The 15,500-nt window shown below is 49.3% G+C and carries 12 protein-coding genes; 3 read left to right on the top strand and 9 right to left on the bottom strand.

Annotated elements, in window-relative coordinates; translation table 11 throughout:
- The first annotated feature begins 39 nt into the window (after positions 1–39).
- Positions 40–525, top strand: a complete 486-nt coding sequence (locus Q4E93_RS02165) for a YybH family protein (protein ID WP_303582443.1) — start codon at positions 40–42, stop codon at positions 523–525.
- 35 nt (positions 526–560) lie between these two features.
- Here the strand turns inward: Q4E93_RS02165 and Q4E93_RS02160 are convergent, their stop codons facing one another.
- Positions 561–1,316: a hypothetical protein gene (locus Q4E93_RS02160; protein ID WP_303582442.1), complete on the bottom strand. Its 756-nt coding sequence runs from the start codon at positions 1,314–1,316 to the stop codon at positions 561–563.
- An 85-nt stretch (positions 1,317–1,401) separates the two neighbouring features.
- Between Q4E93_RS02160 and Q4E93_RS02155 the strand changes: the two genes are divergently transcribed.
- The gene (locus Q4E93_RS02155; RefSeq protein ID WP_303582441.1) at positions 1,402–2,892 is read left to right on the top strand and encodes an oligosaccharide flippase family protein; all 1,491 of its coding nucleotides are present in this window, start codon (positions 1,402–1,404) and stop codon (positions 2,890–2,892) included.
- Here the strand turns inward: Q4E93_RS02155 and Q4E93_RS02150 are convergent.
- The 5 genes from Q4E93_RS02150 to Q4E93_RS02130 all read right to left on the bottom strand — a co-directional run bounded on the left by Q4E93_RS02150 (position 2,867) and on the right by Q4E93_RS02130 (position 10,184).
- Positions 2,867–4,087, bottom strand: a complete 1,221-nt coding sequence (locus Q4E93_RS02150; RefSeq protein WP_303582440.1) for an ATP-binding protein — start codon at positions 4,085–4,087, stop codon at positions 2,867–2,869. The genes Q4E93_RS02155 and Q4E93_RS02150 overlap by 26 nt on opposite strands.
- A gap of 112 nt (positions 4,088–4,199) precedes the next feature.
- Positions 4,200–7,325, bottom strand: coding sequence for a glycosyl hydrolase (locus Q4E93_RS02145; protein WP_303582439.1), 3,126 nt, complete (start codon positions 7,323–7,325; stop codon positions 4,200–4,202).
- Positions 7,326–7,469: 144 nt separating this feature from the next.
- Complete coding sequence (locus Q4E93_RS02140) at positions 7,470–8,330, bottom strand: sugar phosphate isomerase/epimerase family protein (protein WP_303582438.1); 861 nt, start codon at positions 8,328–8,330, stop codon at positions 7,470–7,472.
- Positions 8,331–8,352: 22 nt separating this feature from the next.
- Positions 8,353–9,894, bottom strand: coding sequence for a Gfo/Idh/MocA family protein (locus tag Q4E93_RS02135; RefSeq protein ID WP_303582437.1), 1,542 nt, complete (start codon positions 9,892–9,894; stop codon positions 8,353–8,355).
- 35 nt (positions 9,895–9,929) lie between these two features.
- Positions 9,930–10,184 (bottom strand): hypothetical protein, encoded by a 255-nt coding sequence (locus Q4E93_RS02130; protein ID WP_303583237.1) that lies wholly within the window; start codon positions 10,182–10,184, stop codon positions 9,930–9,932.
- On the opposite strand from Q4E93_RS02130, the gene katG reads away from it, so the two are divergent.
- On the top strand, positions 10,071–12,278 hold the full coding sequence (katG, locus tag Q4E93_RS02125) for a catalase/peroxidase HPI (protein WP_303583230.1): 2,208 nt from the start codon (positions 10,071–10,073) through the stop codon (positions 12,276–12,278). The genes Q4E93_RS02130 and katG overlap by 114 nt on opposite strands.
- Before the next feature lie 44 nt (positions 12,279–12,322).
- Here the strand turns inward: katG and ypfJ are convergent, their stop codons facing one another.
- The 3 genes from ypfJ to Q4E93_RS02110 form a co-directional block, all read right to left on the bottom strand.
- Complete coding sequence (ypfJ, locus tag Q4E93_RS02120) at positions 12,323–13,177, bottom strand: KPN_02809 family neutral zinc metallopeptidase (protein WP_303582436.1); 855 nt, start codon at positions 13,175–13,177, stop codon at positions 12,323–12,325.
- A 77-nt stretch (positions 13,178–13,254) separates the two neighbouring features.
- Entirely contained in the window at positions 13,255–14,292 is a 1,038-nt protein-coding gene (locus Q4E93_RS02115; protein WP_303582435.1) for a hypothetical protein, read from the bottom strand.
- Between the two features lie 197 nt (positions 14,293–14,489).
- Positions 14,490–15,422: a DUF5996 family protein gene (locus Q4E93_RS02110; RefSeq protein WP_303582434.1), complete on the bottom strand. Its 933-nt coding sequence runs from the start codon at positions 15,420–15,422 to the stop codon at positions 14,490–14,492.
- Between the last annotated feature and the right edge of the window lie 78 nt (positions 15,423–15,500).

The following is a 15,500-nucleotide window of genomic DNA, read 5'->3' as shown; positions in this document are numbered from 1 at the left end:
TCGGTATCTTTCGCTATTATATCACCCATATTCCACCATATGCAGCGGTTTATCAAAGTATGCCTGGCAACATTCTTCTTAGGGACGGCGGCGCTGGAAGGTTCTGCCCAGCAACGGCAAGACACGGCGAAAGAGATCAAGGCCATAAAGCAGCTGATAACGAATTATGAAAATGCCTGGAACAGGCACGACGCCAAAGGCCTTGCCGACAATTATGACTCCAACGCGACATGGGTGAATTGGTTCGGGGCATATTATATTGGGAGGAAAGATATACAAGATCACTATGAGACCGTTCATGGCAGTTATTTCAAAACCTCACAGTATTATACGCGGTCTATCGAGGATATAACGTTTGTGACACCCGATGTGGCTATTTCCCATGTTCGTACCGGTCTTACGGGTGACACACGCTATCCCGGCCAGACCTTCGAATTCCGCAGAACGATTGTACTCACAAAACACGAGGGCGTGTGGCATATATTAGCCGGGCAAAATGCTAAATTAAGTGAAGGTATAAAATAACGCTCCCGGCTGCCGGAGCAGAACCAGCTCTGCGTTCAGAACTTGATCTCCAGTTTCTGAGAAACAAGCTTGCTATCTTTATAGTACTCGAAGAACCAATTTCCATCCTTTTTAAAGACGATGCCATTGGATGCTCCGGCCTCAGCAATAAAGTAATCCTGCATGGAAGTTTTAAGCAGCACCAATACTTTCTTCGGAGAGGTGTCGATCAACTGATATCCATTGGGTGTGGCCTGTGCATATAGGGTCCCGGTGATCTCGCCAACCGCCGCCGTCACGGGGGCCGGCGCAGGAGACGGAGCTACAGGTATTGCAGCTGCCTGTTGCTGCTGGGCAACCGCCGCACTATCATATTTGTAGGGCACCTCATTCAGCGATGAGAAAGCATCTCTTAAAGCGAGATCAAACGCTACCGGGAATTCTTTTTCCCTGCTCTTGCCTTCTTTGCTTTTGAAGATGATATTACCCTGGCAGTCTCTTAACAGCAGCGTAAGGTTTGTAACAAACAAGCCTTTCTTCTGAACTACATCAGCCATAAGCGCGCCGCATCTGTTGGCTGCCACTTCCGGCGGCAACTTCTCATTGCTCATAAATGCAACAAATCCTTTTTGTTCCAGCAAAAATTTGGTTGTAGTATTTAGTCCATACTGGTTATCGTCCCGGGAGAAATTGTACCTCTCCGGCACAAGGACATATTTATAATTGTTGATGGTGTTCTGCGGGTAGCCAGCTACAGCAAATAATACAAAAATAAATAATGCGCATGCTTTCATAATAGTATCCTGCTTCATGATGAAACGAATATATACAAAAATGTCACACAAAACCAACTCAAATTCAGGTGTTCCCATAGAATTTTAGCTATCTTCATACCCGATGTCAACCGCCAAAAGGTTTGCAAAGCAAACGGCTATATATGGGTTTAGTACTATTTTTCAGCGTTTATTGAGCTCTTTGTTAACGCCGCTGTATACCAGAGCCTACCAGCCCAAAGTCTATAGCATTTTCAGCACCATGTTCAGCTATGCGTCCATTCTCCAGGCTATACTGGCATTTGGAATGGAAACAACCTTTTTTAGGTTTTTGAACAAATTTCCGGATAAAAAAAAGCAGGTTTATAGCAATGGCTTTTGGGTGGTGTTCAGCGCCACTATCATCTTTCTTACAGGCACAGTTCCATTTGCCCATTCACTGGCCGGATTGATCAAGATCGGGAACGATACTTCTCAAAAGCAGTTTGAACTTTACATTAAGTATTTTATCGCCATACTTACGTTCGATGCGTGGAGCGCCATCCCTTTTGCCAGGTTACGAGCTGAAGGCAAAGCGCTAAAGTATGCCACCATTAAGTTTATCAATATTGGGATAACGGTGCTGCTAAACGTGATCTTAATTGTGGGAATACCTTTTTGGATAAAGCATCATTACTTCGGAAGCCACTGGCTCGGGAGCTGGTATGTGCATGGCTGGATTGGATATGTCTTCGCAGCAAATTTAATAGCCACTTTTATTACCTTCCTGACATTGCTGCCGCAGCTTCTGCAATTACAATTAAAACTGGATATACCGATTTTCAAAGACATGCTTATTTATAGCACGCCGGTGCTGGTGGCGAACCTGTCTTATTTGATAAATGAAAATCTGGACAAGATACTTCTTGGAAAACTGTTGCCGGGGAACGTCAGCGAGCAGCAGGTGGGGGTGTATTCTGCGTGCGCAAGATTATCCATTTTCCTGAGTATCTTCAACCAGGCCTTTCGAATGGGCGCTGAGCCGTTTTTTTTCAGTCATGCCAAAAACAAGAATGCGGGGCAAACCTACTCCAGGATCATGGATTATTTTGTAATCACTATGTGTTTGATGTTTGTAGGCATAATAGCCAATATTGAAATATTAAAGTATTATATCAACAAATCTTATTGGGTAGGTTTAGATGTCGTCCCCCCGCTGCTGTTTGGCTATGTCAGTTTAGGTATTTATATGAATCTTTCCGTATGGTATAAGCTGTCGGATCAAACTCGCTACGGTCTATACATATCAGGGATAGGAGCTATCGTCACCATTCTATTAAACGTGGCATTTATTCCCCGATATAGTTATATGGCCTCCGCCTGGGCTTCCTTCTTTGCCTATTCGACCATGATGATCCTATCCTACATTTTGGGTCAAAAGAACCACCCTATCCCCTATCATACCAAAAAGAATCTCACTTATATCCTATTATCCATTCTCCTCGTTTATCTATCCGCCTATGTATTTCACCGGAATATCTATATCGGCAACTTGTTGTTTTTCCTGTTTGCGTTTATCGCTTATTACTTCGAATGGGGGCGTTTAAGAGCTATGTTGTTTCGAAAGGAGACTTGACCAACAAAAAATCCCGTATCTGCATATGTCTGATCCCCTGGTAGGTATTTCCGCTAAAATGATCTTCACTTATTACAATTTTGGGATAGTTATCTGATATAGCCAGCAAATTGCCGAATTCCCGTTCAATCGTTGCCTGTCCGTCCAGGCGCAAGGCTACCTGGATGTATAGGCGTTCGTTGTCTCGTTCGCAAACGAAATCAATTTCCTGCGCATGGAATGAGCCCACCTTGACATCATAGCCCAAATAAAGCAATTGATTGTAAACTATATTCTCCAAAAGTTTACCTCTGTCTTTGATCTTATATCCTATTATTACATTCCGTATGCCAGTATTTTCAAAATAAAATTTGCTCCCGATCTCGAATATTTTCCGACCAATAAGATCGTAACGGTTTACTTCATGAATAATAAAAGCATTAGCAAGATGAGCGCAATATTGCTGAATCTGGTTAGGAGGCATGTTTGTATGCTGGGATTTCAGGAAATCGCTGATGCGTTTGGCGGAAAACAGGCTTCCAATATTATCGGCAAGGAACTCTATTAGTTTTTCAAGGAACTGGTTATTGCGTAAACTATATCGAGTTACAACATCTCTATATACTATTGTATTATAGATGCTGTACAGGTATTCCAAGGAAGTGTCGGTAAGTCCCAGGTGGATCAGGTAAGGCAACCCTCCGAATTTGATATAGGATTCAAGGGCAGGTGCATTATCATTCAATTTATGAAAATGAAGAAATTCAGAATAGGACAAACTATACACTTTAAATTCAATATAACGACCGCTTAAATAAGTGGCTAACTCTCCGGAAAGCAAGTTGGCATTACTTCCAGTAACATAGAGGTCATTATTCTCGTCAAGAAGAAGGGAACGCAAGGTCTTCTCAAATTCTGCGATATCCTGGACTTCATCAATGAAGATATAATTGTGAATGTCAGTTTTAGATTTGGAAAGAATATATTCATGAAGGCTGGCGGCATCCCTGATCATATCGAATTGAAAGTCTTCCTTATTGATATAAATGATGTTCGCGCGGGGATCGAGCGATTGTATGAAGCTGATGATCTGGAAGAGCAAATAACTTTTCCCTACCCTACGCTGCCCGGACAATACTTTAATCAGGCTTTTTCTGACGAAAGGCTTTATTCGATCGATGTAGGTAGCTCTTGAAATTGTCTCTGGGAAAATCATTATAATTATATTTATAACTATTACACGAAATTACGTTTATTATAGTTATAATTATAACTAATAAAAACAATGGCATTCCTAAAATTACACCTACAATATAATATAATAATACTCAATAACTTATGTTTTCCCTTGGATAAAACCGCAGCGTCACCGGGCCCAGCAGTCCGGATTCCCTCAGGTACTTTTCGGAACCAGGCTGTTCAAATTTTTTGATATTTGTTTGCGTGCGTCTTTGCTCCTGCGGCAATCTGCCGTCTCCGATGAGACGATTGGGCCAGAGATTTACTACTTCCACTTCCAACTGATTGTCGCCGGCATGAACATATGGCGTAATATCAAACTGGAACGGTGCACACCACCGTACGGCCATTTTATGTCCATTGACGGAGACCGACGCCATTTCCAGCACATTTCCCAGGTCCAGCACTGCTTTCTTCTCCTTATCATAGTCCCCGCTGAGGGTGAAGCGCTTCCTATAGATCGCTGTACCGGAATAAAATTTGATACCTGAGTCTTTAAAAGCTGTCCATGACTGCAGTGTATCCGTCTGGATCTGTGCCGGGCCGCCCCAGGCGGTGTCAAAACTGATCTGCCATGTGCCCGTCATGGGCAATACCGTATTGGGCTGGGTGCAGGTGACCGTGCTTGTTTTCCCGTCGGACCAGGTAAGGGTATAATTTCCCGGCGCCGATGTAACGGAGGAAGTGCTGGCACCTGTTTTAAAGATCTCGATCATGGGCCTGTCTGTGTCCTTGTATTCATTTCCGGGAAAGAGTGATCTGCCATCTTTGACCAGTTTAATAACATGGGGGGATGGGGTCTTTTTCCGGAACACGATAAACCGGGATCCTTCCGGCTCGAGGTAGAGGGGAATAAATATGCGGCCATTTTCTTCCCGCCAGGTGACTATTTCCTCCATCTGCCCTGTCATAGGGTCCCATAGCTCCGGCGTCATGCCTTTCACCCTGAATGCGCATTCCACCTGCTCGTACCGGTCGGGAAGGGAAGGGTCATACCGGAACTCGAAATCATTGATCGCTCTTTTGCCAAAGCGGTTGGCCACAAAATAAATATCCATTCCTTCCCCGGTGCGATGAATATAATCCAGCGCCGTGTTTTCCCGTGTGCTGGTGAACGAGAAGTCGGGCAGCGCATTCTGCTCTTTCAACACGGTGTTGACGTCTTTGCCGAAGATCACGCTTCCTTTGCCATATTTATTCTCCGTGATCGTAACGCCGTCGATATTACCCCACATACGCGCTGCGATGGCATTGATCTCCTTATCGGCGGCAGGAAAGCCTGTCAGCGAGGTAGCTTTCGCCGGGCGTGGCGCCACGATGGTCAATCCATCCTTTACCAGTGTTTCCAGTTTGCGCAATACAGCGAGGTCAATGGCATTTTCGTCCGGCAGCACCAACAGGCGGTAGCGCATGCCATCGGGGAACTGCAGCTGGCTGTCTTTTACGGAGACCCTGTTCAACAGCGCTTGCTTCGAACATTTATCCCAATCATGGCCAAATGCCAGGTCTTTGACATCTTCTTTTATAAAGACAAAAGAAGGAACATCATCGCCATAGTAATACAGGACGTCGGCCACAAACAGGCCCTGTGACAAAAGGTAACTGCACCTGTTGAGATAGCTGATAAAATCGCCCGCCTGTTTCCACCAGGTGACATTGGGATTCAGGTGAGTGCCGGCAAAATATTCGTTCCCAGGGAGACCGAATTCTTTGGGTGAGGAAGTGAAAGTATGCCACACGATCCTGTTCACGCCCGAGCAGAATACCCGGTCGATGTTGGCCTTCAGCTCTCTGGGAGCCCGCTCCCATTGCGGACCGATGGTGGTAGGGCCTTCCGCGCCAACAAATCTTTTACCATTCGTATGCGCGACACTGGCGCTTTGCTTTACGGCCAGCCTTTCATCATCTTTTATTCTATGGGTATTGGAAGTGGCCCAGAACTCACCCTGCGGAAAGTCACTGATGGCCATTACTTTCAGGGCGTCGACAGGGGCGGAATGCGGTCCTCCCGATTCGGGATGAATGCCCATGCCATTGGCATGCGCCAGGTCGCTGAAGAGCTGATAATGGTAGGTCGCGATACAATCGCCCACCGTCTGCCTATAGTCATGCAGGAAGCGGTCACTCTGGTCGACTGTTTCTACTATGCGCCCGGTGAGGACAGGCAGGTAAGGCCGCAGGTCATAACCTCTGAATCTCTTAAATTCTGCAGGGAAGTCATTTGTCCAGCCTACATTGCCCATTTCCCAGCTGTCGGTTTGCAAAAAATGAACGCTGTTACCTGCGGCCCGAGCGTTATTTATCAGGGGAATAATCACATCGTCGCTGAATTTTTTAAATGCCTGCGGGTTCAGGTGATCAAGCGATAGTCCGCTCCATCCATCACTGCTGGTGGATGTGCTGGCGCCTGTGCAGGTCCATCCATACCGGATGACTGTCCAGGTACCTTCCGGCGCTTCCCAGGTCAATACGCCGTCCTTACATTGGGCTGTGAGATCAATGATCCCGTCTTTTCTAATACCTTCTTTACTTTCTGCACCGGGATATTCTTCGCGTAATTTATACAAAGGGTAAGTTCCCCTGAAACCAAAAGACTGATTGAATGATTTAATACCCCAATTTTTGATGGCGCTGTCCTTCAATGGCATGCCGGCGGGCTGTTTGAACGCCTGCACCACGATGTCCGTGTACAGCAGCTTGAATGGCGGCTGCGGCAGTGTCACCTGTATTTTGCGGCCACCTTGTACCGTTAGCTCTGAATAAGTGATCGCTTTTAAGGCCAGCTCCGGGGTGATGGTCGGACCACCAGGGTTCCAGCCGCTTTGCACGTTGACGCTCAGCTCTATGCCAAGTCGCTGGGCTTCCTTCACGGCATGCCTGTATAGTTCCATCCAGGCCGGGCTCATGAATACAGGGCCCGCCTTGGTTTTATGTGCCACCTCGTAGTTCGAGCTCCCGGCGTCTACAATGGACGCGCCCCCATAGCCTTTTGCCTTCATTTGCTCCAGGTCGCGGGTGATGGACGCTTTGGTGGCCATGCTGTTCAGCCACCACCAATAGCATCTCAGCCTTGCTTCGGCGGGCGGGTTTAAGAAGCCTTTTTGTACGGCGGCATACGGGATTGTATCGGAGGTGTGCAATGAATAGGCCAGCTTTTGTGCCGTCAATGGCAGACATGCCAGCCAGCCGGCTATGCAGAGTAGGGGTCTTTTCATAATGATCGTCGGCCACAAGTTATATTGAAAATTCAAGGTAGCCTTTGCCTCCGGCCAGAAAGCATAATTCTTTATTCGGTCGACGGCAATGGAGCCTCCCATGCGCAGGAGTGTATTCCAGCGGCATATATGGGTTAGATTGGTTTATAATGAATGGATATATGCGGCGCTGTCCTTGTACTTGTCCAGGTCCATTTCCACAAAGAAGTTTTTTACTCCCCCGGTTCTTGCGGCTGCAAAAAAATCTTTCCAGTCGATGACGCCCTGCCCTACGGGTACCTGCTTTTTGTCTGCGGTCCAGTCGGACAGATGTGCGGAGATGAACCTGCCGGGATATTTATTGAAATATCTGGATGCTTTATATCCGAGGTTGATCACTTCCGTCTGAAATTGCATTTTTACAAGCTCAGGGTCCAGGCGTTTCATCAACGCATCATAGATCAGCTGGCCGTCGAGCGCGTGGAATTCAAAATCATGGTTGTGGAATCCTGTCTGCATGCCGGCCTTTTTTATTTTTTCAGCCGCCCTATTCAGCTGATCTGCCGCAGCGAGATAGTCATTTAGGGTAGCGGTTTTAGGCAGCCAGAAGGTGGAACAGATCATCTGGCTCAATCCCAGGTCATGTGCAAACCCGATACTTTGATCCAGTGCGCTGCCAAACTCAGGAAACCCGAAATGGCAGCTGGGGCAGCTGAGCCCTGCATCGCTGATGATCTTACGCATGTCGGACGTCTTCATGCTTACAAGCGGTCCATACCCGATGTCAGCATATCCTTTCGGCGAACACATTTCGGTGAGCTGGTAGCCCTGCGCAGCCATCATTTTTAAGGTGCCTGAAAAGTCTTTCGCCAGCATATCCCTGATGGGAAATGTCTGGAACCCAAGGGGAATATCCAGCATCCGGGCGTTCGCCAGCAATTGCGAGGGCAGGTGAGACAAGGCAAAGGCAGCGCCCGCCCCTGTGGCTATCCTGCCAAGAAACCGGCGACGGTTGATCGTTCCCATATCGTTTATTTTTATCGTTATATCAGATGGTAGCAGGATTCCAGCCCGGCCTGTATTCACGGTTCAGATATTTATTGGCATCGGGTGCATTCGTGATGGTCTGACTCGCGGTGTCATATTTCAACATTTTATTTGCCCTTAATGATGCCGCATACAGATTGACAGCCTCGGTGAGATGTTCGGCTTCGGCGAAGCTGCCGGGATACTGCTTCCCGGATTTGCATGCCTCCACAAACAGCGGCAATGCTGCCGATGTCAGCTGCACCTGGTTGCGCTTGTCATTGTTAGCGCGCGCGGGCGTCTCCATTTTTTCACCGGAGATGATCTGCGGGTTCTGCACATTGAACCCGGCAAGGATCTTTCCTTTGTCGCCTACGAACATCATTCCTTCTTCTGGCAGCTCTTTATTATCTTTCGCCAGTTCTTCAGGAATACAGGGACGCATGCCACCGTCGTACCAATAAAGGTCGACAGGTCCTCTGCTGCCGTTGGCCGGATAGCTGAATTTCACGGTGCTGGCCATGGGGAACGAGAAGTCGTTGTTTACCCGGAATGGTACGGCGCCGTTGAAGTCGCAAAAATGGCTCCTGTGCGGTTCCACCACGGAGGGGGAGGTGAGTTGTAAGGCATTGAAAACTGTCCAGAGACTGTAGTGCCCCATGTCGGCCATGGATCCTCCGCCGAAGTCGTACCAGCCCCGGAACACCATATGGGTGTAGCCTGGATGGTAGGCGCGATCGGCTTCAGGGCCCAGCCACAGATCCCAGTTGAATCCTTCGGGAACGGGAGGCTTGTCAACGGGCAGCTCAGGGTACTGTGGCCAAACGGGACGGTTGGTCCAGTTATGCACTTCTTTCAAGGTTCCGATGGCTCCCGCGTTGACCCAGGCCATCACGGTCTCCATCGATCCGTTGGAATCCCATGGTATAAGGTGTGTGATCACTTTCGGGTGATCCCGCGCCATTTCGATCACTTTCCTGCCCTCGATCAGTCTGTTGGAGATGGGTTTGTGCACCAGCACGTGCTTGCCTCTTTTGATGGCGGCCATACAAAGCACACCATGGAGGTGATCGGGCGTCATGATCTTTACTGCATCCAGGTCTTTTTCTTTCTCCAGCAATTCACGTACATCGGCATAAGCGGCACAGCCCCTGGTTTTTTGCCCGGGATAAGTATTGGCGTAATAAGTGTCCACGATATCCTTACCATTGTCCCTCCCGCCTGGAATGGTATTGTCGCCCCCGGGATCCCAGCCGGGTTTTTTGATAGACTTGCGAATTTCGTCTTTGAGGTAATTGATGCCCCAGTCGCGGTAGCCCCTGGCTTCCTTATTGGGGTCGCACACTGCCACCACCCGGATCCCGGGCATCTCCAGCAAGGGCAGCAGCTCCCTGATCCCTTGCGTGCCTACGCCGATGTAGGCCAATGTGATCTTGTCACTGGGGGGAATATATCCTCTACCGAGCACATGTCTTGGAACAATGGTGTAAGCGAGACCCGCCGCAGCTGTCATTTCAACAAACTTTCGCCGGGAGATCGTTTCAGGTGGAATTTCTTTTTTCATATAACAGGTTTTTTAATGGAGGCGTGGTAATGAATTTACGGCATTTTATCGATTTTCTCGATCGCTTCATCAAAACTATCTATAAAATCAATGGCAAAAACTTCGATATATTTGGTGATACACCTAAAAATCAAAATTGCACCATCATGGAAAACAACACGCTTCATTATGCAACAGTGCACCATCCAGGTGCTGAGGGCAAGTGCCCGTTCCTCGGAGGGCATCTGAAACAGGTTGCTGGTGGCGGGACCAGAAACCGCGACTGGTGGCCCAATCAGGTAAATCTGCATATTCTGAGACAACACTCTTCTTTATCGGACCCGATGGACAAAGGCTTTGATTATGCAGAAGAGTTCAAGAAGCTGGACCTGAAGGAAGTTAAAAAAGAAATAATTAATGTGTTGACCACCTCGCAGGCCTGGTGGCCTGCCGACTTTGGCCACTATGGCCCGCTGATGATCCGGTTGTCATGGCACGCCGCGGGCACTTACCGGATCTCGGATGGACGCGGCGGTGCAGGCAGGGGGATGCAGCGATATGCACCGCTGAACAGCTGGCCCGATAATGCCAATCTGGACAAGGCACGCCGGCTGCTTTGGCCTGTGAAACAGAAATATGGCAAAAGGCTTTCATGGGCGGACCTGCTTGTGCTGGCTGGCAATTGCGCCCTCGAATCGATGGGATTTAAAACATTCGGTTTCGGCGGGGGACGCCAGGATGTATGGGAAGCGGCTGAAGATACCTACTGGGGGTCGGAAACGGAGTGGTTGGGGAACAAAAGGTATGAAGGTGATCGCCAGCTGGAGAACCCGCTTGGAGCGGTGCAAATGGGACTGATCTATGTAAACCCGGAGGGGCCTGATGGAAAACCCGATCCATTGGCCGCGGCCCGCGACATCCGCGAGACCTTTGGACGGATGGCCATGAACGACGAAGAAACCGTGGCGTTGATAGCAGGGGGCCATAGTTTTGGCAAAACCCATGGCGCTGCCGATGCGGGGAAGCACGTGGGCAAGGAGCCGGCAGCTGCCTCCATGGCGGAGCAGGGCCTTGGTTGGAGCAATTCCTATGGCGACGGTAATGCGGGTCACACCATCACCAGCGGCCTGGAAGGGATATGGACCACCACACCGACAAAATGGAGCAATAATTTCTTCGAGAATTTATTCGGCTATGAATGGGAGCTGAGCAAAAGCCCTGCGGGCGCCTTCCAATGGATACCCAAGGACGGCGCCGGCGCCGGCACGGTGCCTGATGCACACGACCCGGAGAAACGCCATGCGCCAACCATGTTGACGACGGACCTTTCCCTGAAGGTTGACCCTATTTACGGGCCCATTTCCCGGCGCTTTCTGGAGAACCCGGACCAGTTTGCCGACGCTTTTGCCCGCGCATGGTTCAAGCTGACGCATCGTGACATGGGGCCTCGCGTACGTTACCTCGGAGCTGAGGTACCTGCCGAGGAGCTGATCTGGCAGGATCCCATTCCGGCCGTGGCGCATCCCCTGATCAACGACCAGGACATCGCAACCTTGAAAGGCCAGCTGCTGAATGCCGGGCTGACCCTTTCGCAACTCATCACCACGGCGTGGGCTTCGGCGTCCACCTATCGCGACTCCGACCGGCGCGGCGGCGCCAACGGCGCCCGTATCCGGCTGGCGCCCCAAAAAGACTGGGAAGTAAACGATCCGGGTCAACTGTCCAAAGTGTTGACAACGTACGAGCGTATCCAAAAGGAATTTAACGATGCCCAGGAAGGCGGTAAAGCGGTTTCGCTGGCCGACCTGATCGTATTGGGCGGGTGCGCAGGCGTCGAAGCGGCGGCAAAAAATGCCGGCTACCCTGTTGCCGTGCCTTTTACACCCGGTCGCAATGACGCATCCCAGGAGCAGACCGATGTGGAATCGTTTGGCGCGCTGGAGCCGGCTGCCGATGGCTTCCGTAACTATGCCCAGCCTCACTATGCTGCAAGAGCAGACCTGTTCCTGATCGACAAAGCACAACTACTGAGGCTGACCGCTCCTGAACTCACGGTCCTGGTGGGAGGAATGCGGATGCTCAACACCAATTTTGACCATTCTCAGCACGGGGTGTTCACGCATCGGCCGGAGACACTTACCAACGACTTTTTCGTACACCTGCTGGATATGGGTACCAAGTGGACGGCGACATCGGAAGCCGGTGACCTCTTCGAGGGACGCGACCGGACTACCGGGGCGTTGAAATGGACCGCTACCCGCGCCGATCTCGTCTTCGGCTCCAATGCCGAGCTCCGCGCACTTGCTGAGGTATATGCGTGCGATGATGCTAAAGAAAAGTTTGTTCATGACTTTGTATCGGCCTGGGCAAAAGTGATGAACCTCGACCGATTTGACATCGCGTGATCTGCCAAATATAAAGCCCTCCTTGCTTTGCGAGGGGGGCTTTTTTAATTTAGTGAAGGATCATTGAACGTATCGCCCTGTTTCACATCTCCCGTTTCAAAGCCTTTTTTAAACCAATACACCCGCTGGGCCGAGGTCCCATGCGTAAATGCATCCGGCACCACCGTCCCCGTAGCCTGCTTCTGCAGCCTGTCGTCGCCGATGGCGTTTGCAGCCTTTAAGGCCTCTTCGATATCGCCTGGCTCAAGAATATTTTTCATCTTATTCGCATGATACGCCCATACGCCCGCGAGAAAATCCGCCTGCAGCTCTAACTTAACGGAGTATTTGTTGTATTCTGTTTTGCCTACCTGCGATCGCAGCCGCTCCATTTTTGCCGATGTGCCGTTGAGGTTTTGAATATGGTGGCCTACTTCATGAGCGATGACATATGCAACAGCAAAATCCCCAGGCGCTTTAAAGCGGTCCCGAAGTTCCTGGCAGAAAGCGAGGTCCAAATACAACTTGTGGTCGCCAGGGCAATAAAATGGTCCGACGGCTGAATTTGCCAAGCCGCAAGCAGACTCCACCTGGTCCCGAAACAGCACCAGGGTAGGATCCTCATAGGTTTTTCCCTGCTCAGCAAATAACTTGCCCCAGACGTCTTCTGTGTCCGCCAGCACCACCTTGACGAATTTCGCCTGCTCGTCATCCGCGGCTTTTTGTTCCGGCGTTTGTTCCGTCGACTGCGCCTGGCCGGGCATCTGCGGCATTTGCGGAGCCGGGCCGCTTCCGCCCATGAAGGAGTAGATCAGGTAGATGATCAGACCGACGATCCCTCCGCCGGCCGCGACATGTCCGCCTGATATCCCGCGACGGTCCTCTACGTTGGAGCTTTCCCTGTCACCTAGCCACTTCATATCTTAGACTATTTAAGGTGAGTGAAAAAAACCTTCTGCATCAGGCAGAAGGTTCACGAAATCATAGTCAAGGTTAATTATTCTCCACCTTTCGCAGCGGAACTATTTTGCGGGGTGAAATCGCTCATGGTGGGCGTAATGATCACTTTGATACCATTACCCGGTGTAAGACCATTTGAAATCGGCTGCTGCATCAATAAATTCACTTTTGGAACACCATTTTGCAGGAGGCCATTTGCGACAGAATTCACACGCCCTTGCTTTAACATCCATGCCCTGTTCTTCGAATACCGGGTCGGACTGTTGTAAAACGTCATCGATCCTTCTGAACTGGCGTATTTTCTTTTTGTTTTTCTATGTGTTACTGCGACATCGCTTTTGCCGCTATTGTCCGTCTTGACGGTTGCTCCGGCGTTTTGACCGCCTGCCGCAGCAGCGCCCTTGGCTTCAGTTTTCCGGTGGGCCATCATATGGTGAGCCCGATGGTGCCTGGGGGCTGCATTATCTGACATATTATCAGATGTGACGTTGTTTGCCGAGGTTGCATTCCCCATAGTGGAAGAAGGATTGCCCATGTTGCTGCTTTGACCGCCGGAAGAATCGCCATCGCTAACGACGACATTGACATCGGACCGGCTTTTAATTACCTGGGCGAGACTGCTCAACGCCTGCTTTCCGCTGGTGGTAACGGCTGTGCTATTCTTTTTGAAGATCTTATTTTCATCAAGGTTTACGTAAATGGCATTGTTCACCTGTTGAATATCTTCATTTGCAACGCCCGTCTGAGACAGCGCTCCTTTAAGCGCATCGCTCACCTGAGAGAGGGTGCCTTGCTGCTTGTTGAAATACTCCTGATAGTAGTCAAGAGACTTTTGCTGGGTAGCATAGTTGCCGGTAGTGCTGTCGAGCGTACGTTGCAGGGTGGTGTTCTTTTGCTCCAGGTTCTGTACATTCTCATTGAGTGAAGTCACCTGTTGGGCCAGCCGTGCGCTGTCATTTCTCATCTGTGCAAGGGCCGCCTGAGATGATTTATACTTCTTGCTGGATACGCATCCCGTCAACAAAATCGTGGCAATACCGGCAGTGGCTATCAATACATTTAGGTTTGCTTTCATAATCACATGTTTAAAATGATTTGTAAATTGAAAATCTGCCGTTAATAGAATACCTTAATAAATCATTAAAATTTAATGCCAGCGGGTTGCCGTTGTAATTTTAGCGAAGATGTAGCCAAATCTCCCCAATATCGGGATGGAAGTGAGCATATCGATTCATTTATAGAGATATGTCCATATATTCTACCGAGAGCAGATCACTTTTCCAAATAAGTAAGATCGCATTCCAGGTTACTGCTCCAATTGCCCATCTTAGCGGCCGCCGTGTACGTCGATCTTAGAAACCGAAGCAGGGTCTCTGTGGGATCTTCGGATTGCTGAACGACTTCGTAGGGCAACATGAATTCTCCCATTTCCTTATTGTAGAAAGCTTCTGCCGGAGCAACCGGCTGTTGGCCGAAATCCGGGGGAGTGGGATAGCAGTAGGAGTAAAACACCGGCAAACGACTTTTTTCATTGCCTGCCCAAAAGCCGCAACTGCTCACTTCATGAGAATAGGCTTCCTCCATTACCTCCTTAGGTATATTCGGGACTGCCCCCTGGTATTTTGGCGCTTTCCGGCCTGAAAACCGGGTTACCGCTAAATCAAATGAACCCCAGAAAAGATGCACCGGACTTGTTTTCCCGAGAAACCCGGAACGAAATCTTGTAAATACGATCTCCGTATGTACCAGCGCCTGCCAGATCAGGTGCATTTGCATGGCGTCGTAGCTTCGATGAACCGTGTCCTGCTGAAAGGGAATGGCCGGATCAATTTCGTTGGGTGCATCATGAATAGTGACCTGAATGCCCATTGAACCCAGTTTGGAAAACAATTCCCTATAAAAATCGGCCACCGTGCGCGGATAAAGCTTTACCGTTCCCTTTTTCCCGTCGCTTGACGAGATGATCACTTCATGTTCTATGAAATCCATATCGATCTGGAAAACGCCTTCGTCGTAAGGTATACTTCCGGTGGTCAATCCCCGTGCAGAAACATACAGGGTTACATGCCAGGAGTGGTTGAGCCATGGCATATTCTTCAATCTTATTTTCCCGATGATCTGCGTCCACAAGTGGACCGTAGCTATGGTGTCCCCGTAAGCTTCATAAATAAGCTTCGGCCAGGGCGTATTGGTTGTATTGGTCATGTTTATAAATGGTTTATGTCAATCGTCTTAAGTTAAGGCGTTTTTATTAGACGGAAATAAAATTCATAAAAGATTAAT

Source organism: Flavitalea plasmicola, from assembly GCF_030546645.1.
Lineage (GTDB): Bacteria > Bacteroidota > Bacteroidia > Chitinophagales > Chitinophagaceae > Puia.
This window is presented reverse-complemented; position numbering and strand designations above follow the sequence as displayed.

Bases quoted from the DNA above. Each gene is read 5' to 3' on its own strand.
- Q4E93_RS02150 (WP_303582440.1), bottom strand. From the start codon at position 4,087: ATGATTTTCCCAGAGACAATTTCAAGAGCTACCTACATCGATCGAATA.
- Q4E93_RS02145 (WP_303582439.1), bottom strand. From the start codon at position 7,325: ATGAAAAGACCCCTACTCTGCATAGCCGGCTGGCTGGCATGTCTGCCA.
- Q4E93_RS02130 (WP_303583237.1), bottom strand. From the start codon at position 10,184: ATGCAGATTTACCTGATTGGGCCACCAGTCGCGGTTTCTGGTCCCGCC.
- Q4E93_RS02155 (WP_303582441.1), top strand. From the start codon at position 1,402: ATGTCAACCGCCAAAAGGTTTGCAAAGCAAACGGCTATATATGGGTTT.
- Q4E93_RS02160 (WP_303582442.1), bottom strand. From the start codon at position 1,316: ATGAAGCAGGATACTATTATGAAAGCATGCGCATTATTTATTTTTGTA.
- Q4E93_RS02135 (WP_303582437.1), bottom strand. From the start codon at position 9,894: ATGAAAAAAGAAATTCCACCTGAAACGATCTCCCGGCGAAAGTTTGTT.
- Q4E93_RS02165 (WP_303582443.1), top strand. From the start codon at position 40: ATGCAGCGGTTTATCAAAGTATGCCTGGCAACATTCTTCTTAGGGACG.
- ypfJ (WP_303582436.1), bottom strand. From the start codon at position 13,177: ATGAAGTGGCTAGGTGACAGGGAAAGCTCCAACGTAGAGGACCGTCGC.
- Q4E93_RS02110 (WP_303582434.1), bottom strand. From the start codon at position 15,422: ATGACCAATACAACCAATACGCCCTGGCCGAAGCTTATTTATGAAGCT.
- Q4E93_RS02115 (WP_303582435.1), bottom strand. From the start codon at position 14,292: ATGAAAGCAAACCTAAATGTATTGATAGCCACTGCCGGTATTGCCACG.
- Q4E93_RS02140 (WP_303582438.1), bottom strand. From the start codon at position 8,330: ATGGGAACGATCAACCGTCGCCGGTTTCTTGGCAGGATAGCCACAGGG.